Origin of the sequence: Caldivirga sp. MU80, from assembly GCF_001663375.1 — an archaeon.
Taxonomy (GTDB): Archaea; Thermoproteota; Thermoprotei; order Thermoproteales; family Thermocladiaceae; genus Caldivirga.
This window is the reverse complement of the sequence record NZ_LCTF01000010.1, coordinates 18,156-44,213: the sequence shown is the minus strand read 5'-3', so window position 1 is coordinate 44,213 and position 26,058 is coordinate 18,156. Positions and strand designations below refer to the sequence as shown.

At 47.4% G+C, this 26,058-nt stretch carries 29 protein-coding genes; 17 read left to right on the top strand and 12 right to left on the bottom strand.

The features are described 5' to 3' along the window. Positions 1 to 2: 2 nt before the first annotated feature. Positions 3 to 842 carry a sugar phosphate isomerase/epimerase gene (locus AAX04_RS04360; RefSeq protein ID WP_066794549.1) on the bottom strand — a complete coding sequence of 280 codons (840 nt, stop codon included), beginning with the start codon at positions 840 to 842 and terminating at the stop codon, positions 3 to 5. After that, positions 839 to 1,867 (bottom strand): Gfo/Idh/MocA family protein, encoded by a 1,029-nt coding sequence (locus tag AAX04_RS04355; protein WP_066794546.1) that lies wholly within the window; start codon positions 1,865 to 1,867, stop codon positions 839 to 841. Before AAX04_RS04355 ends, AAX04_RS04360 begins: the two co-directional genes overlap by 4 nt. 95 nt (positions 1,868 to 1,962) lie before the next feature. Between AAX04_RS04355 and AAX04_RS04350 the strand changes: the two genes are divergently transcribed. Continuing rightward, positions 1,963 to 3,048, top strand: coding sequence for a family 1 encapsulin nanocompartment shell protein (locus AAX04_RS04350; RefSeq protein ID WP_066794543.1), 1,086 nt, complete (start codon positions 1,963 to 1,965; stop codon positions 3,046 to 3,048). Positions 3,049 to 3,140: 92 nt separating this feature from the next. On the opposite strand, the gene pdxA is transcribed toward AAX04_RS04350, so the two are convergent. The 4 genes from pdxA to AAX04_RS04330 all read right to left on the bottom strand — a co-directional run bounded on the left by pdxA (position 3,141) and on the right by AAX04_RS04330 (position 7,068). Then, on the bottom strand, positions 3,141 to 4,130 hold the full coding sequence (pdxA, locus tag AAX04_RS04345) for a 4-hydroxythreonine-4-phosphate dehydrogenase PdxA (protein WP_156519690.1): 990 nt from the start codon (positions 4,128 to 4,130) through the stop codon (positions 3,141 to 3,143). Between the two features lie 23 nt (positions 4,131 to 4,153). Beyond that, complete coding sequence (locus tag AAX04_RS04340; RefSeq protein ID WP_066794538.1) at positions 4,154 to 5,197, bottom strand: four-carbon acid sugar kinase family protein; 1,044 nt, start codon at positions 5,195 to 5,197, stop codon at positions 4,154 to 4,156. A 42-nt stretch (positions 5,198 to 5,239) separates the two neighbouring features. Next, entirely contained in the window at positions 5,240 to 6,472 is a 1,233-nt protein-coding gene (locus tag AAX04_RS04335) for an MFS transporter (protein WP_238377798.1), read from the bottom strand. A 62-nt stretch (positions 6,473 to 6,534) separates the two neighbouring features. Then, positions 6,535 to 7,068 (bottom strand): class I SAM-dependent methyltransferase, encoded by a 534-nt coding sequence (locus AAX04_RS04330; RefSeq protein WP_084761196.1) that lies wholly within the window; start codon positions 7,066 to 7,068, stop codon positions 6,535 to 6,537. Between the two features lie 170 nt (positions 7,069 to 7,238). On the opposite strand from AAX04_RS04330, the gene AAX04_RS04325 reads away from it, so the two are divergent. Both AAX04_RS04325 and AAX04_RS04320 read left to right on the top strand, forming a co-directional pair. After that, on the top strand, positions 7,239 to 7,553 hold the full coding sequence (locus AAX04_RS04325) for a hypothetical protein (protein WP_238377797.1): 315 nt from the start codon (positions 7,239 to 7,241) through the stop codon (positions 7,551 to 7,553). 200 nt (positions 7,554 to 7,753) lie between these two features. Then, positions 7,754 to 9,244, top strand: a complete 1,491-nt coding sequence (locus tag AAX04_RS04320) for a zinc ribbon domain-containing protein (RefSeq protein WP_066794528.1) — start codon at positions 7,754 to 7,756, stop codon at positions 9,242 to 9,244. Here AAX04_RS04320 and AAX04_RS04315 read toward each other — a convergent pair. Then, positions 9,207 to 9,635: a hypothetical protein gene (locus AAX04_RS04315; RefSeq protein WP_066794525.1), complete on the bottom strand. Its 429-nt coding sequence runs from the start codon at positions 9,633 to 9,635 to the stop codon at positions 9,207 to 9,209. The genes AAX04_RS04320 and AAX04_RS04315 overlap by 38 nt on opposite strands. A 188-nt stretch (positions 9,636 to 9,823) precedes the next feature. Here AAX04_RS04315 and AAX04_RS04310 point away from each other — a divergent pair, with 188 nt between their 5' ends. The 9 genes from AAX04_RS04310 to AAX04_RS04275 all read left to right on the top strand — a co-directional run bounded on the left by AAX04_RS04310 (position 9,824) and on the right by AAX04_RS04275 (position 18,499). Continuing rightward, complete coding sequence (locus AAX04_RS04310; protein ID WP_238377796.1) at positions 9,824 to 11,062, top strand: C/D box methylation guide ribonucleoprotein complex aNOP56 subunit; 1,239 nt, start codon at positions 9,824 to 9,826, stop codon at positions 11,060 to 11,062. Between the two features lie 31 nt (positions 11,063 to 11,093). Next, entirely contained in the window at positions 11,094 to 11,744 is a 651-nt protein-coding gene (locus AAX04_RS04305; protein ID WP_066794522.1) for a phosphatase PAP2 family protein, read from the top strand. Between the two features lie 126 nt (positions 11,745 to 11,870). Continuing rightward, positions 11,871 to 11,993, top strand: a complete 123-nt coding sequence (locus tag AAX04_RS12465; protein ID WP_255363482.1) for a hypothetical protein — start codon at positions 11,871 to 11,873, stop codon at positions 11,991 to 11,993. Beyond that, positions 11,975 to 12,454, top strand: coding sequence for a hypothetical protein (locus tag AAX04_RS04300; protein ID WP_066794519.1), 480 nt, complete (start codon positions 11,975 to 11,977; stop codon positions 12,452 to 12,454). The genes AAX04_RS12465 and AAX04_RS04300 overlap by 19 nt, the downstream gene beginning before the upstream one ends. Then, positions 12,451 to 12,759 (top strand): NADH-quinone oxidoreductase subunit K, encoded by a 309-nt coding sequence (locus tag AAX04_RS04295; RefSeq protein WP_066794517.1) that lies wholly within the window; start codon positions 12,451 to 12,453, stop codon positions 12,757 to 12,759. Before AAX04_RS04300 ends, AAX04_RS04295 begins: the two co-directional genes overlap by 4 nt. Continuing rightward, on the top strand, positions 12,756 to 14,234 hold the full coding sequence (locus tag AAX04_RS04290) for a complex I subunit 5 family protein (protein WP_066794515.1): 1,479 nt from the start codon (positions 12,756 to 12,758) through the stop codon (positions 14,232 to 14,234). The genes AAX04_RS04295 and AAX04_RS04290 overlap by 4 nt, the downstream gene beginning before the upstream one ends. After that, positions 14,227 to 16,218: an NADH-quinone oxidoreductase subunit L gene (locus tag AAX04_RS04285; RefSeq protein WP_066794513.1), complete on the top strand. Its 1,992-nt coding sequence runs from the start codon at positions 14,227 to 14,229 to the stop codon at positions 16,216 to 16,218. Before AAX04_RS04290 ends, AAX04_RS04285 begins: the two co-directional genes overlap by 8 nt. Continuing rightward, positions 16,211 to 17,545 carry a proton-conducting transporter membrane subunit gene (locus AAX04_RS04280; protein WP_066794510.1) on the top strand — a complete coding sequence of 445 codons (1,335 nt, stop codon included), beginning with the start codon at positions 16,211 to 16,213 and terminating at the stop codon, positions 17,543 to 17,545. Before AAX04_RS04285 ends, AAX04_RS04280 begins: the two co-directional genes overlap by 8 nt. A gap of 192 nt (positions 17,546 to 17,737) precedes the next feature. After that, on the top strand, positions 17,738 to 18,499 hold the full coding sequence (locus AAX04_RS04275) for a 50S ribosomal protein L2 (protein WP_066794507.1): 762 nt from the start codon (positions 17,738 to 17,740) through the stop codon (positions 18,497 to 18,499). A gap of 1 nt (position 18,500) precedes the next feature. Here AAX04_RS04275 and AAX04_RS04270 read toward each other — a convergent pair whose 3' ends face one another. Further along, positions 18,501 to 18,938, bottom strand: coding sequence for a hypothetical protein (locus tag AAX04_RS04270; RefSeq protein ID WP_066794505.1), 438 nt, complete (start codon positions 18,936 to 18,938; stop codon positions 18,501 to 18,503). Between the two features lie 119 nt (positions 18,939 to 19,057). After that, complete coding sequence (locus AAX04_RS04265) at positions 19,058 to 20,551, bottom strand: gamma-glutamyltransferase family protein (RefSeq protein WP_066794502.1); 1,494 nt, start codon at positions 20,549 to 20,551, stop codon at positions 19,058 to 19,060. 90 nt (positions 20,552 to 20,641) lie between these two features. Here AAX04_RS04265 and AAX04_RS04260 point away from each other — a divergent pair, with 90 nt between their 5' ends. Beyond that, positions 20,642 to 20,821, top strand: coding sequence for a hypothetical protein (locus AAX04_RS04260; RefSeq protein ID WP_066794499.1), 180 nt, complete (start codon positions 20,642 to 20,644; stop codon positions 20,819 to 20,821). Here AAX04_RS04260 and AAX04_RS04255 read toward each other — a convergent pair. Further along, complete coding sequence (locus AAX04_RS04255; RefSeq protein WP_066794496.1) at positions 20,818 to 21,180, bottom strand: hypothetical protein; 363 nt, start codon at positions 21,178 to 21,180, stop codon at positions 20,818 to 20,820. The two genes, AAX04_RS04260 and AAX04_RS04255, sit on opposite strands and share 4 nt — an antisense overlap. A gap of 51 nt (positions 21,181 to 21,231) precedes the next feature. Between AAX04_RS04255 and AAX04_RS04250 the strand changes: the two genes are divergently transcribed. Continuing rightward, complete coding sequence (locus tag AAX04_RS04250; protein WP_066794487.1) at positions 21,232 to 21,582, top strand: hypothetical protein; 351 nt, start codon at positions 21,232 to 21,234, stop codon at positions 21,580 to 21,582. 20 nt (positions 21,583 to 21,602) lie between these two features. Here AAX04_RS04250 and AAX04_RS04245 read toward each other — a convergent pair whose 3' ends face one another. Beyond that, a complete protein-coding gene (locus AAX04_RS04245) occupies positions 21,603 to 22,343 on the bottom strand; it encodes a hypothetical protein (RefSeq protein ID WP_066794580.1) in 741 nt (246 codons plus the stop codon). Between the two features lie 121 nt (positions 22,344 to 22,464). Here AAX04_RS04245 and feoB point away from each other — a divergent pair, with 121 nt between their 5' ends. After that, the gene (gene feoB, locus AAX04_RS04240; protein WP_066794484.1) at positions 22,465 to 24,456 is read left to right on the top strand and encodes a ferrous iron transport protein B; all 1,992 of its coding nucleotides are present in this window, start codon (positions 22,465 to 22,467) and stop codon (positions 24,454 to 24,456) included. After that, positions 24,457 to 24,726 (top strand): FeoA family protein, encoded by a 270-nt coding sequence (locus AAX04_RS04235; RefSeq protein WP_066794481.1) that lies wholly within the window; start codon positions 24,457 to 24,459, stop codon positions 24,724 to 24,726. A 48-nt stretch (positions 24,727 to 24,774) separates the two neighbouring features. Here the strand turns inward: AAX04_RS04235 and AAX04_RS04230 are convergent, their stop codons facing one another. Further along, positions 24,775 to 25,572 carry a G1 family glutamic endopeptidase gene (locus tag AAX04_RS04230; RefSeq protein WP_066794479.1) on the bottom strand — a complete coding sequence of 266 codons (798 nt, stop codon included), beginning with the start codon at positions 25,570 to 25,572 and terminating at the stop codon, positions 24,775 to 24,777. A gap of 87 nt (positions 25,573 to 25,659) precedes the next feature. Between AAX04_RS04230 and AAX04_RS04225 the strand changes: the two genes are divergently transcribed. Further along, positions 25,660 to 25,977 (top strand): hypothetical protein, encoded by a 318-nt coding sequence (locus tag AAX04_RS04225; protein WP_156519689.1) that lies wholly within the window; start codon positions 25,660 to 25,662, stop codon positions 25,975 to 25,977. Positions 25,978 to 26,058 lie beyond the last annotated feature (81 nt).

The following is a 26,058-nucleotide window of genomic DNA, read 5'->3' as shown; positions in this document are numbered from 1 at the left end:
GCCTAAAGGTTTATGAGCATTCTCATCTTCTCGGCCAACTGCCTAAAGTAGAGTTCATAGGCCATGTTGAATGGGTGCAGCTCAGCGGTTAAGTAGCCGTTGTAGTTTATACCCCTCAACTCCCTCATCACCGCACGCCAATCAACATCACCATTAAACAGGTCAACTATACCCCTAAGGCTAACACTGTAGTCCTTAATATGAACCCTCTTAACCCTACCCCCAAGCACCCTAACCCAATGCTGTGGGTAACCCAACCTACAATCCATAACATTGCCAATATCCAGGTAAGCCCCGACAACTGGGCTACCTAACTCATCAATGAACCTGGCGAATTCAAGGGGGCTTAACAGGAAGTTGCTGCATACATTCTCGATGGCGAGTGTAACCCCTAAATCCTCAGCCCTCCCAACAACCCTCCTAAGGGACTCCTGGGACAACCTATAGGCCTCATCGTAGGGGATGTTCTCGTTAACAACCCCAGGCACTATCAGTAGTGCCGTGGCCCCTAGAATACTGCATGCCTCAAGCTCCCTCATGATTATTTCAACAGCCCTCCCCCTAATGCCAGGGTCGGGTGATGTTAACGGGTACCTCCAAAGTAACCCACTCCTGACGCTATGAACCTCAAGTCCCACATCCACCACAGCCTTATGCAGCAGCCTGGCATCATCAACGGCATGCTCAATCCTCAGGTAACCCCTATCCGAGACCATTGGTGCATTCTCATTAGCCTCAGAGAAGGTGAACTCGACACCGTCGAACCCAGCGTCTTTAATTAACCTAAGCTCGCCGGCGATGTCGTAACCCCTCCTATGCCATAGGTCTGTGGCTATCTTCAAGGTGAACCACCCTTAGCGTAATCCTTAATGTTAATTACCCTACCCGTTAAGGCTGATTCATTAGCGGCAAGCACGGTCACGTTACTCCAGTAGGCATCCTCGTAGACCGTGGGTACCAGGTTCTTATCCCTGGTTAAGACGGCTTGTATGAATGACTTAAACATGCCTAATGTCGGGTCAACGTTGGACTTAAACGTTAACGGCTCCCCACCCCTCCTGTACAGTTTAGCCTCATTAAACCCAGTGAACCTAATCAACTCCTCCCTACAGACAACGTCAAACATGACCAAGGGCAGTTCCTTCCCAAGTTCAGGGTAAAGTGCGTAGGTGCTGTGTATTGAACCAACAGCACCATTAGCGAACCTGAAGGCCACGCTGTAGCTTGCCCAATTCTCAAAGCCAAGCCCCCTATCCTCCTCAGTATCCCTACCCCTCTCAGTGTAGGAGGCGTATATGGTTTCGATTTCACCAAGCAGGAACCTGGCTATGTCGAACATATGTATGACCTGCTCAACAACCTGCCCACCGGTCTCGCTCCTGCGTCTAAACCAGGGTATTGGTGGTATTGTCCAGTACCAGTAACCGGCGAACATGGATGAATTACAACTCGGCATCAACTCCCTAACAGCCTTAACAGCATCTGAGTACCTGTTCTGGAAGCCAACCACCACAATGCGGTCACTACCCCTAACCCTTTTGAGCAGTTCATTAGCCTCAACAATGCTTAAGGTAACTGGCTTCTCCACAAGGACATCCAAGCCGTGTTCAAGGGCCTTAATCACATGGGTAACGTGCATCCTGACCGGCGTTGAAACAACCACGGCATCAAGCCTCTCACCACTAAGCATCGCATCAACATCCCTATACACCTTAACGTTAAACCTACTTGAAGCCTCCCTCAAGGCATCATCACTCACATCGGAGGCAGCAACAGGCACAGCACCAGCACGCCTAGCAGCATCCATAAGCTCCCTACCACGCCTACCAGCACCTATAAAACCCAACCTAACAACACCAGAAGCCATAATTCAATTGCTTAGGTGGAAAGTTATAAGCATTCACATGAAAGTTTGATTTACAGTAACATAAAGCTTAAAAAGGGATAGTTCACTAGTTGGTTGTGGGTTTTTCTAAGAATCCTGTTGATATTGTTAGGGATAGGAGGTTTAGCCAGGGTGAGGTTGCTGATGCATTGAGACTTGCAATTATGGCTGAGCTTGACGCTATTAACCTTTACCTTCAACTAGCCAGGTTGATTGATGATGAGAGGGTTAGGAGGGTTTTTGAGGATATTGCCAAGGAGGAGAAGACCCACTTCAGCGAGTTCCTGACCCTGCTTAAATCAATTGACCCTGAGCAGGTGGAGCAGTTAAAGGCTGGGTCTAAGGAGGTTGAAGAATTAACGGGAATCAAGGCACCTAATAACGACCCGCCCCAGCAGGATGTTGTTAGGTCATCGACATTGACTGAGGAGGAGTTGAGGTATATTGAGGGTAAGGTTAGGGAGGTTGCTGATAGTGTTAGGAGGTTTAGGAAGTATTTACAGCTCTATCCAGTAGGCCCTGGTGCTGACGCAGTGACTCTTGAGGAGGTTGTGGTTGATAAGGTGGTAAGTAGTTTGAGAACGGTAATACCTCTCAAGGAGTTGAGTATTAAATTCACGATATCACAGAGGCAGGTTGAGTACTCGAGGGCACGTGGCGAACGTATTTACTCAGCCTCCATTGACCAAGCCGCTATTAGGCTTGCCTATCAGGAGGATGGTTCAATCCTTAGTGATTTATTGGGCCATGCAAAGGTGCGTAGAGTTACGATAACGTCGTGGGAGATGCCTGGTTCCGCTGTTGATGAGGTATCTAGGGCTGTTAATATGCTCTATATGGACTCGGTACCTGAGCCCTACGTGTTGTTCGTGAGCCCTGGTAGGTACACTAGGTTATTGAATGTTGTTGAGAGGACTGGTGTAATGGAGTTAACGAGGGTTAAGTCATTGGTTAAAGATGTGGTTGTAATACCTCAGTTGACTGATGATACTGCGTTACTGATGTCCATCAATGGATCCGTTATCGACCTGGCAATTGGCGCTGATGCCGCACTGGTATACGTGGGTCCTGAGGATGGTTTTCACTCATTTACCATATGGGAAACACTCACGCCTAGGGTTAAGGATCCCAGGGGCATACTGGTACTCAAGCAATCAGCGTAAACTTAGCTCAAACCATAGTGTATTATGGCCTTGAATGTAGACTTAACTACGGGTTAACATTAAAGTGTACGCCCAGTTGATGGAGAGTTGCTTCACGGCTGGGTGTTAATCTCACCGAAGACAATCCTCCACCTTTTCTTATACTGCTGTGCATACTTAGCGGCCTTCCTAATGGCCTCAAGCATGCTTGTCTCATCAGCTACACCCTTACCGGCTATATCATAGGCTGTGCCATGGTCAACTGAAGTCCTCAGGAATGGTAGACCTAGGGTTAGGCTGATGGTCCTCCTGAAGTCATACATCTTAGCGGCTATGTGCCCCTGGTCGTGGTAAAGCGACAACACTATATCGTATTGGCCCTTAGCCGCCAGGTAGAAGACTGAGTCAGCTGATATTGGGCCATGGGCGTCAATGCCGTACTTGACCCTAGCCTCCTCGACCGCTGGGGCTATTTCATCAATCTCCTCCCTACCAAGTAAGCCACCTTCACCTGCGTGTGGGTTTAAGGCGGCCACGGCTATCCTACCCCTTCTAACCCCAAGTGCCTTAAGGGCCCTGTTGGCGTTTATTATCCCCTCAAGCACATTAGCCCTCTTAACATCCCTAATGGCCTCGGCTAGGGGCATATGCCTAGTTAGGAACATTACCCTGAGCCTCCTCGTCTCGAAGACAGTTAGGGATAGCCTTGACTTCGTCAAAGCCTGTAGGAGGGTCGTGTGGTCTATGTAGCTTGAACCAGCCCTAAACCAAGCCTCCTTGTTTATTGGGGCAGTGGCTATGGCATCGACCTCACCGGCCATTGCCAGGTTAACGGCCTTAATCACGCTCTCCAGGGAGACCCTACCAGCCTCCTCCTGAACCTTACCGAACTCAAAGGGGCCACCCGGTATGTCAATGAGCCTCACACCATCGAGGACAGTCTCATTAATCTTAAGCATGCTTATCACACTCTTAAAGTGCTCCAGGTTGCCTATTAACGTTAATTCGATGCCCAGCCCCCTTAACTTGGGAAGGGCCTTAGCCACTACCTCATAGCCAACCCCCGCTGGGTCACCGAGCGTTACACCTACCCTAACATTCACACTTATAAAGTTACATGTTTAGTTTAAAAGCATTGTCCCCTGAGGTAGTTCCTGATCCTTAAGTACACCTCATCATCACCTATTAAACCCCCCTTAGTCACAATGACCTTTCCATCAAGCAACCCACCCCTAACAATACCAATGCCTATTAACGGGGCAACATCACCAACGGCCTCGATGTAACTGGCATCGGCGATGCTTAGTATGAGGTTTGCGGTCTCGCCACCGCTAAGCATCACGGCGTCGAAGTCTAGGGCTAATTTAACTAAGTACTCATTAACCATTTCAATATCCCTAAGTAGGTCAAACTTAATTATCAAGTCGCCACCACCCCACTGGGTGTTCTTAACATCGTTTAGGTTAATTACCCTAATGCCGGCTTCCCTAGCCCTCTCAACCTGCCTAATGGTGTTTTCATGAGTACTACCAACTATGAAAAGCACGCTATTGGCACATGCCCTGTGCCTAACCGGTGAGGCGCCCACGGTTAACTCGCTAACCTTCGCGTTGAGGGGGCCCGGATCCACCGGCACGTAACCGTACTTGTTAACCACCTGAGCAATTAACGTTAAGTCATCGTGACTCCTTGAATCAACAACCACAACCCCATTAAGCTCACGTGCATTGTTAATGAATTCACTAAGGTTCATCACCCTGGCCCTATGGTTAATTCTCTCCAATATGTTAACCTTGGCGCCGCCCATTACGGTGTAGCCGTTTTCAGTATACCTGCCGTATTCAGGTATGGTGTCGGTTACCACCAGCACCCTGTTAAGCAACGGCCTCAACTCACCCACTAGGTTACCCCTTAATGCACTGTCAATCCTCTTCCCAATCCTCAACCCACGGGATGAGGCGTAGTCAACCACAGCCTTAACCCTAGCCTCAGCATCACTACTGTTAACCATCCTACTCCTAGTATTGACAACTATGCAACCAGCGTTAAAGCCGCCAATTGCACTCAGCTTACTGTAATCCACCACAATGGTCCTACAGTGCTTAGCCATCATGCCGGCTACTCCATTAGCCCCAGTTAAGTCATCTGAAATGACTAGGAAGCCAACCACATGGTTAACGTGGTAGTGGACTTTAAAGCTACACCCATGAACCTAGCCTTCGCTCCTAAGCCTAGCCACCTCAAGCATGCTAGTTGTTCTTCCACTAACCCTGTTGAACAGGTATGCCGAACCCAGTAGCATTACCCCAGCCACGATGTAACTTTGCCCAATACCAATGGCACTGGCCAAGTAGCCTGAGGCAAATGACCCGGTTAAGTATGCTGAACCTGTGACGACGTTATAAACCCCAATTCCCTTACCCTCCTCCCCATGGTTAAGCTTCTCAAAGACCATGATGCTGGATGCGGTGTAGAATGTTGAGAAGGCTATGCCGGCTGCTAATGGGTATAGCGTTAACCCCGTTACTACTAGGCTACTTGGCGTTGATGATGTTAAACCTATTAACGCATATGATAAGCTCCTCAGGATCAGCGACCTTGATGCAGCCTTAGCATCACCACCAAGCCTCCTTATAATACGCGGCGCTACCCTAAAGCCCAGTATTTGGACGCCTAAACCAGCCGATATTATCAACATGACCCACGTCTTTGAAAGGCCACCCTCCCTTAAGCCGTATGGGTAAAGCGTATTGAATATGCCTGACGATACGTAGAACACTATGAGGGCAGTGTAGAGCGTGAATACGTAGGCCAAGTCACCTGTGTTCACCACCCTCTTAATCTGCCTGTACCCTCCGCTTCGCCTAGTTACCTTACCCTCAGAGGGCATGGTTAACATTAGCCATGCCGTTGAGGCGGTGGGGAGTAGGCCCATGAGAAGTATGATGAGTCTGATGCTGAGTATGCTTGATAATGCTGCAGCAGCTAGGTCGCCGATCAGGTATCCTAGTGAACTAATGAAGTTTAACCTGGAGTATCCCTCACTCCACTTGTCTTTGCTTGAGGAGCTAATTACCATTAGGCTTGTTGAGACGCCCACCGCCGATGAGAATAATGAGGCCGCGGCGTAGAATAATGAAATTTGTGGAATAGCGTTTACGTAGGTTAGGGCTAGCATGAATATTGATGTCCCGAGGAAGCCGAGGGCTAATACCCTCCTCCCACCATACCTATCCAGCAGGAAGCCCCACATCAATGGCGCAATGACACCCGCCGCTGAGCCAGCAGACATGGCGTAACTCACATCAACCGGGCTCCCCCTTAGGGAGGCTATTTCGAGCGTCAGCAATGTGCCTAGGGGGCCTATGGCAATGCTGTACGGCATTAGGGCAATCATCCACCCATTCAGTCGCCTATTCGAAGGAGCCATATTACACTGACCCATTACCCTAAGCCTATTTAAAACAGAGCACATGCTTAAGATGATGCATCTACTTGGCCAAAAACTCAGAGCCTTTTAACCACTACAGCGTTAAAGTCCCCTAAATCCCTTACACCCACTACCCCAAATTGAGGGCCGCTGAAGTACTTAATCACGTCGTCAGGGCTCATCCTCAGCCACGGTGGTGGGCCATGTATTGTTAAGCCTGGTTTAGACTCTACAATTACGGCTAAGCCACCCTGCTTAAGGATCCTACCCACCTCTAGGGCCACCTTACCCTTATCCTCCATGTCGTGGAATGAGTTAACCATTATGACTAGGTCCACGGACCCGGTGGGTATCGATGTTGATGACGCATCCTCATTGAGGAACACCACCCTCTCATCCTTAATACTCCCCCTTGCTACATTGAGGGCGTATTCATCTATATCGACGCAGTAAACTTTGCTAGCCTTACTTAACAGCACCTGGCAAAACCTACCTGATCCACAACCTAGGTCAGCAGCCACTCCACCCTGCGGTAGGTAACTTAGTATTAGCTCAGCCATATCGCTGCTTACGTACCCATGGCCCAAGTGATGGTGGTGTAACCCTCTCATTGTGGGGTATTCGATATCGATAATATAAACCTTTTGACATACCCAACAAGTTCATTACATTCCCAATCTCGTAGCGTATAGGTCGAGGGCATTCGCATTGTTCTGGTTTAAGTCTGGGTTACTGGAGTTGTGCTTGGGTTTAAATAGGGTTAATTAAGCATAGTAACCGAATGGGTAGGTGCATTGTTCATGTGGATAAGGGTAAGTTTAGGGTTGGGGAGGTGGTTTACATTACCCTAGTTAACCTAAGCAGTAGCGCCATCTACATAGGTACATGGCAGGTGTTGGACTCATTATCAAGGGTAGTCTTCACCATGGAACCTCCCCAAGTGCTTATACAACCATCATCATCATTCATGGTTGTCTGGTTTCAGGTAAATGATAGTGGCGCGCAGGTTAAGCAGGGTAAATACACCATAGTTTGGAGACCAAGGGATGAGGGGGGTAGTGAATACTCATGCAGCGCCCAGATAGAGATCATGTGAGTGTGTACGGTGCCATTATAACCCCTCACCACACCTTGTCTAAGGGTTTTACATGGGGCGATTAATTGGGGCTGCATGGGTGTTGGGGATGCTGGCATTATGTTTAACTGCATGAATTAAGTAACCTTAGTTGACAATAATGGTTAAGTCTCGCCCTTCTGGGGTGAAGGTTTTTAAGATGGGTGTTTTTCTTTCTTTTGTTGTTGCGTAGGTCTGTGGCTGTTGAGTTGGAGGTTGCTAAGGAGCTTAATAGGTTGCTTTATTCAGTTGAAGCCATGTACCTTAACATTGTTCGTGAGGTTGTTGAATACGCTGTTACGAATAATGTTACGAACCCAACCCAACTCCAGAGATTGTTCTACAGCAAGTATAGGAGTGAGTACCAAGGCTTGCACGCACATTTAATAATTCAAGCGATTAGGCAAGCAGCGCAAATCGCCAAGTCATTCACAATGAGAAGAAGGAGGGGTTTGGTGAGCAAGCCTTACCCTGAGGTTAGGAGCGTCTCGATTAGGTTTGTCATAACGACCTGGAATTATGAGGAGTTCGTTAAGTCAATAGCCCCGGTTAGGCTTAGCCTATCACTGCTCGGTGGGAGGAGGGAGGTTTGGATAAAGCCACATAAGCGCTTCTGGCTCTACTGGTGGAGGGTACTGAGAGGAGAGGCTGAGCTTGCGTCTACGCTGATTGTTAAACGTAGATTAAATAGGTGGTATGCCGTATTCATCTTCGAGTTGAAGCCCAGGGAGGAAGAGCTTAAATCAATTGTTGCATTCGACATCAACGAGAATACCGTTGCAGTGGGTAAGCTTGATATCAAAACCACTGTGAACAAAGTAGCGAAATGGAACAAACAATACTTAACGCCACAGTTCTACACGATTAAGACTGACTTTGGCAGGCTAGCTAAGAGGTATGAAAGGATTAGGAATGCAATCATTGAGAGGTTAAAACCACACTTCACATTACCAAATGGTAAGTACGTGAACATAGCGAACACCAGGGAATATAGGAAGGTTGTAAAAAGGCTACGTGAGAAGAATAAGAAGATTGGTCGTGTTAGGCATGTGGCTAATGAATTAACAAAAACACCAGGAATCATCGTAACCGAGGAGCTTGGCGACAACCCGCAGGAATCGATGATTAATGGGATTGGGAAGGACGAGGTGAGGCATAGAATAAAACAGACACCATTCAAGAGTATTGAGGAGGCTGTTGAGGATAAGGCCTTGGAGCATGGCTCTAAAATATTTCGTGTTTCCTCATACCGCAATAGTAGGGTATGCCCAATACACTTCACAAGGCTTGAGAAAACAGATGATTGGCATACTCTTTACTGCCCAAGGGGTCACTACGTGAATAGGGACCATGCTTCGGTAATGAACATGGCTTGGAAGATTACACCAGAGGCTTGGGTCAAAGGCGTGTGGTGGAACATGAAGCTAGAAATGGATTGGAGAGAGTACGAAGGCGATTCAAACCCAATAATACCACAGAATATCGTTCAACTTCTATGGCTCATCATGATGAATGCAAGGGCCAGCTTCGAACAAAGCCCCGCAGTGCTGGCCCGGGGCACTCCCATGAACCCAGCCAGAGGAGCCAATGAAGACTGGGCGAGGAAACCTCCCCGTTTTAAGGCAACACCCACCCTTAAGGGCGGGGAGGAGGCCAGTTCAGGTAACCGTTAACGCATTCAATTACCGAGTTACTGTACTTCTCCATGAATGAACGCCCCTTTAGCCTTAGGTTGGGTTCAGCCTGAACCAAGGCGTTTCTAACAGTCTTACTAATCCTGTCCGCATCAAGCACATTAATGTACCTGGCTATTATTGCCTTAACACCTTCGCAGTCAACAGCCCCCTCTAAGGCATCCCTAAGCTCTCTGAGCAGTTTCTCCACCGCAGCCTCAACCTCGGTCCAGTGGATTAACCTACCGTTAACTTCAATGTAGCCACTGGGCACTAGGTTCGGGGACCAGGTGTAGCCACAGTCCATGCACTTAAGCTGAAATTGGCCACCTGCAACTATACTTATCCTCATCGACCCGCACTTAGGGCATCTCAACCCCTCCCTATGCATAGGGGGTTACCTAGGTTAAGGTTTATAAAGTGCGCTAAGCCGTGATAAACTGGACCAGGCTAAGTGGGGTGTAACCCCCCTATGAGGCCTGGGGACGAGCCGCGGGGCATTTCCTATTTCTACATAGTAATTTCTGGAATTAAGCCATGGGCATAATATTTAATAATACCCTTAATTTGAGTGATAGTGTGGGCTCGGTAGCGTACGTGGTGCTGGATGCGTTGGGTATAATCGCGCTTAACGAGGATGGTAAAGTTATGGATAAGTTAGTCTACGACTATGACTCACAGAGGATAGCTAACATACTGAATAGCATAGAGGTTGGTAAACCCACCGAGGAGTTACTGGCCTTTATCAATAGACTAGCTAAGTCTGGCGTATCCACAGTTTACATTGAACATAAGGAGTTGGCAAGGAATCTAGCCAACGCCATTAAGGGGGTTGAAATTAAGGCTGAGCTACCCACCAACGTGGGTAGGTTGTTTAGAGACGAGTTTTGGGGTAAGTACCTTAAGGAGGTTTACGGTATTGAACCCGAGGAGTACGTTAAGAGGGTTTATGAGGTATCTGTCATTCAAACCAGGCTTAAGTTGAGGCAATCCGCCGAGAGGAGGGACTTGTTTATAGCCCAGGCGGTGAACTCAGTTGATGACATTGATAAGATATCTAACCTAGTGGCCTCAAGGCTAAGGGAATGGTACGGGATACACTTCCCTGAACTGGAGAATCTGACACGGAATAATACTGAATACGCCACACTGGTCTATAGGCTTGGGGATAGGTCAAACTACACGAGGGATAAGATACTTGATGCATTACCTGAAATTGGGCAGGACAGGGCGGCTAAGATAGCTGAGGCAGCGTCGAGGAGTGTTGGGGCATCCATAACGGAGTGGGATCTTCAGCAGATTAAGGCCTTGGCCAAGCTGTACCTGGACATGCAGACGATTAGGGGTAACTTAACGGACTACATAGACGACGCCATGAAGGACGTTGCCCCTAACATAAGGGAGTTGTCGGGTTCCCTACTGGGGGCTAGGTTAGTGGCACTGGCGGGTAGCCTAATGAAACTAGCCCTAATGCCGGCATCAACAATCCAGGTCCTTGGAGCCGAGAAGGCGCTCTTTAGGGCGCTTAGGGGTAGGGGGAGGCCACCTAAGCATGGGGTCATATTCCAGCACCCTGAGATATTCAGGTCACCTAGGTGGCAGAGGGGGAAGATAGCGAGGGCCCTTGCGGCTAAACTGGCCATAGCGGCTAAGGCGGATGCCTTCACTGGAAACTTCATTGCCCCAAGGCTTAAGGAGGAGTTTATGAGGAGGGTTCAGGAGGTTAAAACAATATACGCCAAGCCACCACCAAGGAAACCTGCTGAAAAGCCTCATGGCAGGCCCAGCGGTAAGCCTGAACATAAGCCCAGGAGGTAATACCTATATAACGCGCCACCAATAGGGTGGCGTGGATTACCTATTAACATCAGTAATGTTGGGGTCCCTCTACGTGCTCGTAACCATATTAGTGAGCTTAAAACCAATTAACAAAATAGATGTAACCGTGGCGTCGTGGGTAAGCGGCATTAGGAGGTTAAAAGCCATTGACTATGCGGCTGTGTTACTCACTAAATACGGCAGATTCTACACATGGGGTCTAGTTGACCTCGTTCTGCTGGTGATGAGACTGTGGGCCCCGTTTCTCGAGTTAACAATAGCCATGGGTATAGCTTACGTAATAGGTGGCGTAACAAGGCTCCTTGTAAGGAGACAGAGACCCTACGAATCAGGCTACGGTAAACCTATTTTAATTGCAAGCGGCTACTCATACCCAAGCGGACACGCTGCGATAGTGTTCAGTGGTGCCTTGGTCACCTTAACCTCGCTGGGTGGTTTAGTGTCCTGGATCCTACTCACTGAGGCCATATTAGTGTCAGTATCAAGGATTTACTTGAATGCACATTATTTAACTGATGTATTAGGCGGGTTACTGCTTGGTTTAACATCAAGTCTACTCGCAATAATCCTAGCGCCCATTACTGCGAGTATATTAGAGACTTTGCTTAGAGTTAATTTAGCATTATATTTATATAATTTTACTAATATCTCAGGGTTTTAATGTTAATAATATTTTACTGAAGTATATTAAAATTAATAACAATAATGGGCCTTTCTTTTTAAATAAAACACATATCGGTATTGCCATGGGAAAATCCTTAAAAACTGCGCAAATATTGATCATCCCATGTCCAGCTTCATGCCTGTGTTGTTAAATGCCCACTACATAATGAATGGAAGAAAGAGAATTAGCATTAATGCTGAGGAGGTGGCTGATAGGGGGTGGGAATCATGGTTGATGTTGGGTTAGCGTTAATAACCATTGAAGTGCTGGCTTTAGCATCATCAATGGCTGTCCTGCTGTCTAAGGATAATCTTTACTCAGCCCTATACCTAGCCCTAGCCTCAGGCTTTTCAGCATCAATATTGCTAGTCCTCAATGGGGTCCTTCCCTTTGTCCTAATAGTGATGATATATATTGGCGCGACGATAACAGTTACGATAATACTGGCGGCAACCTACAGGAGGCCAGTGACTTACGCCGTTTTCGAGAGCAAGTGGATTAGCATAGCCGTGGTTGTAGTGACCTTAGCGTTAATAGCACTTAAGCCCGCCTACTCAACATTAGTGTACCCATCAAGCATAAGCCCAGCTCAACTAGCTCGTGATGTGTTAAGCAGCGATATGGTGATGCTGCTGGTGTTGTTGGTATCATTCCTATCAGTCATAATGGCCATAGCGATAAGGTACCTTAAGGTGACTCAGGGATGATCGGGGTCTCGGTCTCCATCATAGTAACTGCAGTATTGATTTTAGCAATAGGGTTAACCGTCGTCATAAATGCCAGGGATTTAATCAGATTGCTCATAGGGCTTGAGTTAATGTTTAACTCCGTCTTCCTAACGGCGGCTATGCTCTACGTATATCAGCCGTACTTAGCCTTCGTAATAATCACCATAAGTGTAATTACATCTGCAGCGGAGTTCATTGCGTTAATAACAGCGATATTGGCAATTGACCGTGTAAGGAGGAGTATAGAGACGAGGGGGGTTTTAGCTGGAGGTGATAAGCCATGATCACCGGCACTGACTACTTCCTATTAACTGCGCTATCACTCCCAATACTTGCCGCCGTGATCTCCCTTACATCCATGAATAGGAGGGTAATGCTATACTCATCGGTAATACTCTTCCTGCCATTGGTGGCATACTCAATATACGGCCTAGCCCTCGGCCTCAATGTACTGGTACCCCTTGGTTCGCTACCCAGCCCAATAGGTAACCTATACCTCATTAGTGATGGCCTTAGTAATAGCTTTGGTTTCACAATATCCCTCGTTTCCGCAATGGTTGCCCTTGCATCATACCCATACATGGAGCATAGGTTTAAGGAACTGGGTATAGGTGGTGAATCTGATTGGGGAACCTTCTATACTTTGTACAACCTTTACTCAGTATCAATGGCATGGCTTGTGTACTCGTACAACCTACTCCTGACCTACATAGCCCTTGAACTATCCTTAGTATTCTCATTTCTGTTAATATACCTCTACGGCTATGGTAATAGGCGTTGGGTTAGCATACTCTACTTCGTGTGGACTCACGTGGCTGGGGTCCTCTTCCTAATTGGAATCGTGATAATAGCCTACACGTTGGGTACGCTTAACATTGCAGCCTTAAGGGCAATACCAACCCTGGCGTGGCTCATAATCTTAATAGGCCTTTTAATAAAACTGCCATCATACGGCCCCCATGTCTGGTTACCCTGGGCTCATGCCGAGGCGCCAACGTCAGTGTCAGCTCTACTAAGCCCCTTAACAGTCGGCCTAGCGGCTTACATACTGGCGAGGCTGTACTTAGTGTCCCCCCAGTTCATAGACTCCATAAGGCAGTACCTGCTGGCCTATGCATTAATTGGGGGCATTTTAGCCGGGTTTACAGTGTTTAGGCAAGGTGACTATAAGAGGCTATTAGCCTACTCCACCGTAGCCAACATGGCTTACCTGCTGGTCGGTCTCTCCCTAGGTCAATACGGCATAATTGGGTTAACGTTACAATACATGGCTCATGCCCTAGGTAAGGCAATACTCTTCATGACCTCGGGCGCCATTATAGCCGCCTACGAGACTAGGGACATTAATAAGATGGGGGGCTTGCACACCTTCATACCATCGATCAGCAATGCCGCACTCATGGGTTGGTTAAGTCTCTCTGGGGTGTTCACAGTGGGTTTACTGGCTGAGTTCTACCTATTCCTAGGCTTAACCTCCACCATTGGTTTAGGTTCATATTCCCTATCAGGCTCCCTACTGGTCCTTATAGGCCTAGCACTGCTGTTCATACTAACGGCCTACTACGGGTTCTGGGCCCTTAAGCGCGTGTTCTATGGTCAGCCAAGAGGGACGTATACCAAGGTTCACATGGATAAGCTACTGTACATCCCGCTGTACATAATGGGCTTCACATCAGTTCTGCTACTCTTTCCACCATTCTCAACGGCACTACTTCACTCACTACAGGTCTCGGTGATTGGGGTGGTTGCCCATGCTTAGCGCATCTATTGTACTATCCCTAATATTACTATCACCAGTGTTACTAGCAGCCCCAATAGCGGTATACTGGCTTACTAACCAAGATGCCCATAGGGCTAAGCCGCTGATCTACTTGGCCGTCATCGGTTTGGCCATATCGGCCCTATCCGCGACCTACATGGCCTTAGCATACCCAATGAAGACATTAACGTTCTCCTACCCATGGATAACAATACCACCCAGTGCGGGTGGGTTCAATGGCATTGAGATAACGGTCTCCTTCGTAGTGGACTTCCTAAGCAGGTTCATGGGGTTGCTAACGGCTTGGTTAGCCTTCATAATAGGCGTGTATAGTCTTGAGTACATGGCTGAGGACTATAGGCTCGGCTGGTATTGGTTCTTCTACAACTTATTCACGGCATCCATGCTACTCACAGTTTACTCAAATAACCTACTCCTAATGTTCATAGGCTGGGAGGGTTTAGGTATAAGCTCATGGGCGTTGATAGGGAATTGGTACAAGGATGATGATGAATTAACCTTCGTGGGTAAGGTTGGCGACTTAATGTTTGGTAGGCCCGCGTGGACGACGCCGTCCTATGCGGCATATAGGGCTATAGCCACAATAAGATTCGGCGACATGTTCATGCTTGGTGCAATAGCAGCCATAGGGGTACTAAGCCACTCCCTGAACTTCACCGGTAGTGGGGCCGTCAACTGGGGTAGTTTATTCAATATGATCGGCGTAGCTGGGACTGCGGCGCTACTCATACTATTCCTACTAGGGCCATTCACCAAGAGTGCCCAGTTCCCATTCAATGACTGGTTACTGACCGCCATGACTGGCCCAACCAGTGTCTCTGCACTACTCCACTCAGCAACCATGGTAGCGGCGGGTGTCTACATATTCATGAGGTTAACCTTGTCAATATACGATGCAGGCGCCTTATCGGCACCAGGGGTATTGGTAACGTACCTGGTGGTGATTTACATAGGCCTATTAACAGCCCTACTGGGTTCACTCCTAGCATTGGCCGTTAACGAGAGGAAGGTTATACTTGCAGGGTCCACTATGGCATCCCTGGGGTTAATGATGGGGATAACCGCCGTGTCACCGTACATCAACAGTACGGTTACCATAGGGAGTTACATTGTTCCAGTAGCCGTCCTGGTGGCGTTCCTATACTTAATAATTCACGCATTGTCAAAGGCCACCCTATTCCTGGTCAGTGGACACCTTATCCATGAAACTGGGACGAGGTTCAACGCAGGGGATTTTGAACTTGCCAAGAGGATGAAGCTTGCGTTCTACTCAACCATAGCCGCTGCAATAACGCTTGGTGGTGTGCCGCCGTTGGCCGGCTACTGGATCCACGCCGGTATGGATGACGTAGTGTCCAGTGTCGGTCAATACGTTGGGTGGGGTGCCTACGCACTTTTAATATTGGCTAGCGTAGTGTACGTGGCGTTCCTGGCTAGGTTCACGTCACTGAACTTTATTAAGGGGGAGAGGGTTAAACATGTTGAGGGGCATGGTGGGTTAACCATGGCTATATCATACTCCATAACCGCTACCGTAGCCCTAGCCACGGTGGCGATTCCATTTACCCTAGGCGTCCCCTCAGTGTTAATTAACCCAGGCCTAGACGCCTACGTTATAGGCATTGGCGTGGTGCTTTGGGTAATATTCATAGCCGTGTTGATTAAGCCGAGGTCTGAGTCACTTGGTGGACTCACAAACCTGTTTGAGCGTAGGTACTACATTCAGGCATTGATGGATATTATACTGGCCGGCTTCGGTGAAGCCCTTTCAGCGTTCACATACCTGATTAGCCGTGGTATAGATGCCTTATTCAACGACCTACTGCCATCATTGTTCACAGGGTTCTCAAGGATCATCAGGAGGGTGCAGGTTGGGCTGCTTGACCAATACGCCAGGTACATATACATAGTCGTAGTGGTAATGCTAATAATAGCCCTAATACTGGTGATCGTATATGGCTGAGTACCTCACGTTAATACTGTCATCAATGATAGGAGTGGTTGTAGTGACTGCCGCGTTAATGCTTGTTAAGAGAGAGGATTATGCATGGATCCCCGCAATACTACTCCTCCTACCCGACCTATACACAAGCACCAATTACGTAATCTACCCAATACTTGTTGATGTGGTGATAATAGGCAACATATTGTCGCTTAAGGTCCTGGAGAGTAGCCAATACAGGGGACTTGATTACGCCTTGATGACGGTAATCGGATTAGTGACCTCCTACGTACTCTACACACCAATCAGTACCGGCGCGGTTAACCTGGCGGTTTACTTCGGTTTCCTACTTGGCCTATTCATGGTGGTTAGCGTTGCCTCATACTTCATAATACAGATTGGGGCCAGGCCTGAAAACCTGGATGCGGCTGTTAAGGCTATAGTCGCCTTTGTAATAGCCACGGTACTATTCTTCACGGGTTCAGTGATACTGCTATCCTCATACATCATAGGGGCATCCTCGTTGCCATTATTCATACTTGGCTACACATTAGTGCTACTTGGAGTTATGCTTGAGATTGGCGCCGCCCCAATGCACATCTGGGTACCTGACGTATTCACAGCGGGTGATCCAATACCAGTCTCCATATTAGCCTCAACTGTTAAGATAATGCCACTGGTGGTGCTGGTTAAATTAATGGCCCCAGTGTTGGCAAACCTAGGTGAGGCCTACGTCAGCTTCGCCTACTGGTTAACAGCCGTAATGGCCGCCTTAAGCATGATAATAGGTAATGTGGGTGCCTTGACGTCAAGGGAGAGTGCCAGGGTCCTGGCGTACTCAAGCATAGCTAACATGGGTTATGTGCTAGCCGCAGCGGCGGTCTTAATCAACGAGTCCACCTTAGGTAAGGGGCAGCAGGCAAGTCAGGCGTTAATTTACGCTTTGGCCGGGTTAATAACCCAATTGCTGGTTAATGCGGCGGGCAAGATAGGCTACTTCACCATAATCAAGGGTGGTGGTAAGGGGAGCGTGTACAGCTACCTATTTGGGCTTTCATTCATAGGCACACCTCCATTACTTGGCTTCTGGAGCAAGTTATTCATCATACTGTCCCTGATTTACCTAGGCCCAGCAGGGCTATGGTTAGCCATATTCCTGGTGGCCAACTCCGTTATATCAATACCCTACTATATAAGGGTGTCCAGGGAGTTGAGTGCAAGGGCACCGCTGGGTATTACGCTCTACACCGTATTATTAATGAGTATAATAATGCTCTTAGGTGTCATAATACCAATACCCGCCATGGTGGTTTCACTATCAAGAGGCCTCCTAAGTTACATAGCCTAGCCCAGTCTAACCATAGCCTTAAATCTGCTTCACGCCTTTACATCGGCGCCTATGCCTCAAGTCCTGTTAGTCATTATTTGGCCACTTACTTCATTAAGGTCATTTAAGGATTGAGCCTCCATGCGCTTGCCGCATAAATGATTACGGCGATAATTTTTAAAACGCCCCTACTTAATGGGTGATTGATAGTTAATGGGTAAGAAACTGCTGGTTCAGAGGGCTGGTAGGGGTGGTTCACAGTTCAGGTCACCAAGCTGGAGGAGGATTGCACCACTTAGGTATATTCCATTCAACGAGGATCAATTGAAGACGACAATTAGGGGGATAGTTAAGGAGCTCCTCCACATCCCAGGCTTAAACGCACCGGCAATGCGAATCGCGCTTGAGAATGGTAAGGAGATGTATTTGCCGGCTGTGGAGGGCATCTACGTGGGTAAGATAATTGAGTTCGGGCCTGATGCAAAGATTGAACCCGGTAACATACTGCCGGTGGCTAAGGTACCAGAGGGCACGATGGTGTGCAACATAGAGAAGACTGTTGGTGATGGTGGCAAATTCGCTAGGTCCGGTGGGACATACGGCGTCGTTATGATTCATAGGGATTCCACCGCTTTAATTCAACTACCCAGCGGTAAGACCATTGAGGTTGACTCAAGGGCGAGGGTAACAGTGGGTATAGTGGCCGGTGGGGGTAGGATTGAGAAGCCCTTCATTAAGGCCGGCAACAAGTACCATAGGGCCAAGGCTAAGGCTTGGAAGTACCCGAAGGTCCGTGGTAAGGCGATGAGCGCCTATGCCCATCCACACGGCGGTGGTAGTCACCAGAAGGGTGGTACCCCTGTTAAGAGGAATGCACCACCTGGGCAGAAGGTTGGCTTCTACGGCTCAAGGTGCACTGGGCGTGGTTGCGTCAGGTGGAGGGCTCAGCAGGCTAAGGCCCAGCAGAGGCAGTGAATTAACCGCTAATCCCAGTATACTTACTTATGCAGTCAGCAGTATCCTTAATAATGCTCTGAAGCACCCTACCCCTAAACCTCCTCCTGAAGTCCTGTGAGGTTAATTGAATGTAACTTGGCGTTAACCTAACCTTAACCTCCTTAAACACGTCAACGTAAATCCTGAAGTCGATCCTAGAGTTGCTCAGTCTAAATGGACCCACGAAGGTGTAGAAGTTTGACCCAGTTACCCTAATTAAAAGTTGAGTCACCTTGTCCCAATCATTAAGCAGCCTCTCAGCATCCTCAACACTCATATCCCGCAGTAAACCCTTACCGGCAACTAAGCCATTATAAGCCTTACCAATCCTCATGGCTGATAGTAGGTAGTCCCCGAGGTTAAAGTCAACGCTCCTAAACCTACTACTCCTGGTTAGAGTCAGTATCCCCTCAATCATGATTACCCAATAGGCTAGTTGATTTGCGCTTATAACTGTGCCTTATCAATGAATGCCCACCGCTTCGTGAAACCATGGGTATGTTGCCGTGAGTTACCTAGCCCTGGGGGTTTACTTGCTTATAACCCAAGTGCGGCACCATCACCTCTAACATCAGAGTACAGTATCTTAACACCGTTAATGTTGGCTAGAATACTCGCCACACCTGTTGAACCAGGGTACTTAATTAACCTATGCCTAACACTAAGCCCAGTAACCTCAAAACCCTCCTCAATGATTAATCCATCAGTGCCCCAGAGGAACCTAGGCGCATTAACAGCGTTAACCGGGTTCATACCGTAATCCACAATGTTGGTGAGCATTAGGACATGCTGCTGCGGCCTATAATGCGCCCCCGATGTACCTAAGGCAAGTTCAAGTTCGCCGTTCCTCATCACCATCATTGTTGATAACGTGTGAAGCGGCCTCTTCCTAGGCGCCACCTCATTAACGCCACTCATTGAGAAGTCAGCGGCCCTATTATTCAAGGTGATGCCATACTTGGGTTCAGTCACCAGTGACCCAAAGTGGTAGTAGAGACTCTGTATAGCACTAACAACATTACCCTCAGAATCAGCGACCACGAAATAAGTGGTATCACCCCCACCGCCACGTGGCCCACCTAACCTACCCTTTAGAAACTCAGGGTCAAGAAGCCTATCCACGGGTATTTTCACGAACCTAGGATCCCCTATGAACTCATCCCTGGCACTGTACGCAGTCTCATAGGCCTTAAGGTACGTGTTAATGCGGCTGGGTGAAAATGGGCCAGGGGCCTTTGGTTCATTCTCGATTAACCTAAGTATCATTAGTGTGGTTAGGCCTTGGGTATTGGGCGGTGTCTCACAAACCGTAAGCCCCCTATACTCCACACAAATTGGATCACCCCACTCGGGTTCGTAATCCCTCAAGTCGCTCATTGATAATACACCATCCAGGGAGTTAACGTGGTTAACAATGGACTCCCCAATATCTCCCCTATAAAAAGCGTCGGGCCCATTTTCGCCAATAAGCCTAAGTGCATTAATTAACTTGGGTATCTTAACCAGGTCCCATGGCTTAGCGTTAATGGGGTATGTTGACTTGAAGGCATCATCAGCGTCGTTAAGCACGTTGCTAATGGCCCTAACTAGGCTTGGGCCTATTGGGAAACCACCACCAACACCATCAATCACCATGCTGATGAGGCGACGCCACTCCAGTTCACCGAACCTACGCCACATGGAGTATAGGCCCGCCAACATGCCGGGGACTACGATTGATAATGGACCCCTTAAGGGTACTTTACCCAGACTCCTACTCATCTTAGCTGGAGCCCACCCGGTGGCGTTTAGGAAGTGGACCTTTCCATCACTGGCCGTGTATATTAAAGCCACCAGGTCTGACCCCAAGCCACCTAGGTGTGGTTGCGTCACGGCTAGGGTTAAGGATGTGGCCACTGCGGCATCAACCGCATTACCACCAATCCTAATTACCTCGACACCAAGCCTACTAGCGGTAATGTGCTCAGAGGCGACGCCACCAAGCCTAGTAACCCACGGCACCTTAGATGAGAACAGTGATTCTATGCTCACGCCTTATCCGCTACCTCCACCTTATTTAACGTTTATGGTGACTGTTAATTACGTTTAACATATTTAAGCATTAATGCTGAGGGTTGGTTAATGCAGGGTGGTAGGTGCATCTTCCTTCAAAGGACTGCTGATGGTGAGAGGTGCGTCCTGATGCCCCCTGAGCATTGGGCTCAAAGCAAGCAGAGGTACATGCAATTCTGCATGAACCAAGGGCGTGGCTGCCCGGTTTACGAGAGAGTGCATTCCATTGGGCAGTTGGGTAAGGGCTAGCGAACCACGTAGGATAACTGGTCGTTAATGATTCTCCTCGTTATCTTACCCATCTTGCTCAACCTGTATATTGCACCGAAGAGTTGAGCCGACGTTAAGCCCCTCATTTTACCCCATTCCTCAAGTTCCTTTCTTGAGACAGTTCCCCTCGACTTTATGAATAGGTAAACCTCATTGTCAATGCCGGTTAATTGAGCGTTGGGCTCATTCTCAGCCGCACCACCCTCATTAACCACCCCACTAGCCTTTACCTGCTGCCTAGCCTCACTAACCCCAGCCCCCTCGGACTGAAGGAATGATGTAATTGACAGCGACTTAACACCCTCATCCTCCTTACCTCTCCTCCTACCCTTAGCCACATTTAATCAGCAAGGTTAAGTGTTATAAACCTAACTCAGTAAGTGGCTTAAATGAGCTCAGTAACTAAGGAGGTTGATGGCGAGGTTGTTAGGGTGGTTGTTAAGCCACCCCAGGGCGTATCTGTTGATAAGCTGCTGCAGTACCTTAGGGGGGTTATGGGTATTGAGGGTGACTTGATCAATGATTCAGTGAGCGTGGTGATTACCGTGAATAGGAGTGAGCTAGGTGATCAGGCGGATAAACTGGCCGACGAGGTTATTGCTAAGCTAAACTCAATAAACTGGGAGGAGGTGGCTAGGTATAAGGCACCCACAGGTGAGGTTAAGAAGCGTAAAAGGGCTAAGAGGCGTAGGCGTAAGTCTAGGAGGAAGAGGAGAAGCAGCCGAAGGAGTAGAAAGTAATTATGCTTGACTTTAATCGGTCATACGCATCCGCAGTGCATGGCCAATAAACCCAGTGTAATCATGAATATGCCCAGTATTCCCAATGCGATTCTACCGGCCTTAGCCATAATACTCCAATCCCTTACACCACGTATAACACCCTTATATATCAACAGCACCACCAGCATCTGCGCAGCGAGTGAACCTAGGCCAAACATTAGGCCCACCATGAATGAAATGCCTGTGGTTATTGCTGGTGCAATGGTTACCGTCAATATGAGTACTATGAAGAAGTCTCCCCCGAAGGCCGCTGCTAACCCATGAACCCATATTAACTTGTAGTCGGCGGTCTTAACATCACCATGCTCCTCATGGTTCCCGAAGACCAGATAAGCAGCCACACCCACCATTGTTAGGCCAACTATTAAGTCAACGTAGGGTTCCAGGGCATTGATGTTGAGTAGGTTCATTAATTGGCCAACTAGGGCGCTCATTAATGTCCAAACCAGTGTTAAAGCCCCTGCGAAGACTGATGTAGATGCCACGACTCCCCTTACGTTCCTCTGCATTAAGCTGTAGGATACTGTTATTGGCCAGGTGTGTTCGTCAGGTTTTAAGCCATGAATAACCCCAACTGCGAGCACTGCCAGCAACCAGTATGGGCCTGCGGATTCAACCATTGACTTAGCCACAGGTTCAAGTATGTTGGGTAATGAGAGTATTGCAACTATTAATGCTAATGCCACCACTAAGGCAATTGCCCACTCCTTCCCCATTATGAGACTGAACCTGCCCCTCACAATTAGGGTTACCCGAATGGTATTTTTAAATTTTACTCCACATGAAGAATTTGATGTGGTAAACTTTATAAGTAAGCGCTTATGACCTAATTAGGTAACTATGGATGATAAATATGTTAGGCGGATAAAAATAGGTGTTGTGGGGCTACCTAATAGTGGTAAATCAACCATTGTAAGCAGTTTAAGCGGCTTATTCATTAGGACTGCCAATTATCCAGGCACCACCGTAAGTATTAACGTAGTTAATTTAACAATTAAAAATCTAAGGATTCAGCTCATTGATCTACCAGGAATATACAGTTTAAGTAGTGAAATGCCTGATGAAGAGGTTGCAACTAAGGAAATTTTAAGAGGTAATTACGATGGCTTTATAGTTGTTGGTTCGACCTTAAGCCTTCAACAAACAATATACCTGCTAGTTCAGTTACTTGAGTTGGGAAAACCAGTAATCCTTGTACTCAATATGATGGACTTGGCTAGGAAACAGGGTATAAACATTAATGTTGAGGCTATGAGGAGGAGACTGGGCATACCCATTATACCCTCAGTTGCAGCTTCAGGTGTAGGTATGGGTGAGTTAAGAAAACTGATTACTGAAATCGCCCAATCCTCAATAGCGGTTAATACTAAGGTCATTGATTATGGACCACTTGAGAAGTACATAGACGCTGTCTCAGCGAGACTTAACGCGCCTAGGGGATTAGCCATCGAGGTGTTGAAGGGTAATGACTTGCTCAAGGAGGAAAGGTTGAAGGCTGGTGATATTGTATCTAAAGCTATTGAGGAGATTGGGCAAATTGACGTATTTGTAGCTAGGAAAAGGTGGGATTTCGTCAGCTCAATAACCAAAGATGTAGTGGCAAGGGGGGTTCAGGTGAATTTAAGTAAGCTTGACTACATACTCTTAAACCCTAAGGTGGGTATACTTGCATCACTCGCCCTACTCTTCACACTAGCTGAGGTTATATTCCTGGTCTTGAATCCATTGGTGAATTACATATCAGAGTTATTATCAATGATACCTATTGGTGAGTTGATGGTAAATGTAGGTAACCCTCTGATTCGATCTTTTATAATGGATGCTGTCTGGAATTCTACATCAATAGTCTTATCATTTATACCATACGTCTTTGGTGTTGCGCTGATAATAGCGTTTATAGAGGATTCGGGGCTCATAATTAGGTTAACATTTCCATTGGAGAAGTGGTTGAGGAGAATTGGATTACCATCAAGGGGATTGATATACCTGATTGCTGGCGTGGGCTGTAATGTGCCTGCTACATCATCAACAGTGGCAATACCGAGTTCAACTGACAGATTAATAACAGCATTAATGATACCCTACATTCCTTGCATGGCCAGGTTACTGGTAATCTCGCTAATAGCGGCGGCGATATTACCTTCACAATTAACTGGGGTGGTAATGATATTGCCCTTTGTAACATCACTAATCGGCGTTATGGTCATGTCAAGGCTACTGCTACCATTACTAACACATATCAGGGTCAAGTTAACTGCGAGAGTACCTTATGCATATGAATTACCACAATTAATAATACCGATTAATAGATTTTTCGTTAAGAAGGTGTGGCATTATACATATGAATTCTTAGTAAGGGCTGGAATACTTATAGTAGCATTCTCAGCACTTATGTGGGTACTTTCAATAAGCGGCCCAAGTGGATTAATAGGCCCTGAGGCATTAACCAACCAAACATTAATACGTTCAACTTGGCTTAGCCTAATAGGTGATTTAATTTCGCCAATATTTAAACCGCTTAATATACCTTGGCAGTTATCAGCGTCACTAATGTATGGTTACGTGTTTAAGGAGGTGATATTAAGCTCCATGGCTGTACTGTATGGGACCAGTGAAGAGGGAGTTATTAATGTCTTACATAGCGCATTGCAGCTGCCATCAGCCCTAGCCTTAATAACATTCATCACATTCTACTCACCGTGCATAGCCACATTAGTTACCGAGACTAGGATAGTTGGAGTAAGGTTAACGGTGATTAATACAATAGCCCAGCTGCTACTAGCATTAGCCTTATCGTACATAGTCTATGCCATAGCCCTGCTGGTGGTTTAGATGAACCAGGTTGAGGATGTTAGGGTTAATGAATTACCAAGCGGATCCGTGGCTAGGGTTAGCAGGCTACTGATAGGTAGGTTGAGGGATCTTGGCATAATGGAGGGTTCGTTAATAAGGGTCCTCTTTAGTACACCTAATGGACCAGCCATAGTGGAGACTGGAGATGGAAGGCCCATTGTCCTTGATAGTGATGCCGCATCAAATCTACTAGTAACGCCGTTATCAATACCGCAAAGACATAGGTATAGGCATAGGTATGGTTCATGACAATGAATAATTACTATGATTTTTGATTTTAGGAGTGAAGTCTAGTGACTAGCCTTGAGTTACGTAGAAGCTCGACCCATCTGGCGTTAATGGTGATGGTGATGCTAAGGCTGCGCCATTGTAATTAACCATTACTATACCTGTCACGGATTGGAATGAGCCGAATGGCCCAGTAACGCCACCCACCGTTGCGTAGCATGTGTCAGGTATGTTAGTGTAGTCGTACCCATAGTATGCCGTCCCAAAGTTTGCCAATGTTGATAGGTGGCCATTAACCTCCGGCCTCTCCAGTATGCACTCGGCCGATGATAATAATGCCCCACTCACGGACCCAGTCACCGTGTAACTCTCAGACTCGGTAACATCCTTTAGGGTTACTGAGAATTCACCACTACCAATGTAACTGACAGTCACCAGTATGTTGTCACCTGGCTTAACCACGAAACCTGATATGAAGACTGCTGGTGACGGGTAGAACTCGTACCATGCATAGTAATATGCCTTTCCATGGTTACACTCCCCAAGGACACCCGCCTGCTCAACGGTACTATCATTATAACCATCTAACCCGGCCCAAAGGGCAACGTAGGTGTTCTGCCCAGTGCAGGTTAAGTGCGGTACTATGAATGAGCCCTCAACGGAGGTTACAGTACCCTCCTTGGCAGGCACCGCATAACCAGCCCAATTAAGGCTTGCAACCTGGCCCTGACCCTCAACCTGAGACCCCTTGATCATTGTATGAGAGAGTATTGTGGCATTGGTATGTAGAGGTACAAGTATTGCCGTAGCCGTCAGTAACACCAGAGTGAGTATTGCAGCACCCAATAGTTTACTTGAGACAAGCATGAAATTCAATAATTAGCGCCCTTTTAAAGTATTGCCGTTAGGATAAAATACGCAAAAAATAAAGCCTAACCCCTGCTCCCTAAATTAATGAAGATTACCTACATTATTTCGGATGGTAGGAGTTTTCGCTTATTAGTGGCTAGGAGAGGGGAGGGTGGCTTCATGGGGGTACTTGAACATGGTAATGAGGTTGAGGTTAAGGAGGGGGACTTAGGATTAATCATAGCTATGGTTGACCCATTCATAGGCTCCTCAAGCAGAGTATCAATAGATGGTGCTGCCAAGGTTAAGTTTTACAGGACCAATAATGGTTGGTTAATGATAACGCAGGGTAACGTGAAGAGCATAGGCGCATTAACAAGCAAGGAGATTCTAAGCGTAATAGGTACTCTTACCTCTAAATGATGATTCTTGGTAATTGCGAAATAGCTACGACCATCACGTGTTTATTAACCCCTAATACACCAGGGTTAATGGATAATTGCG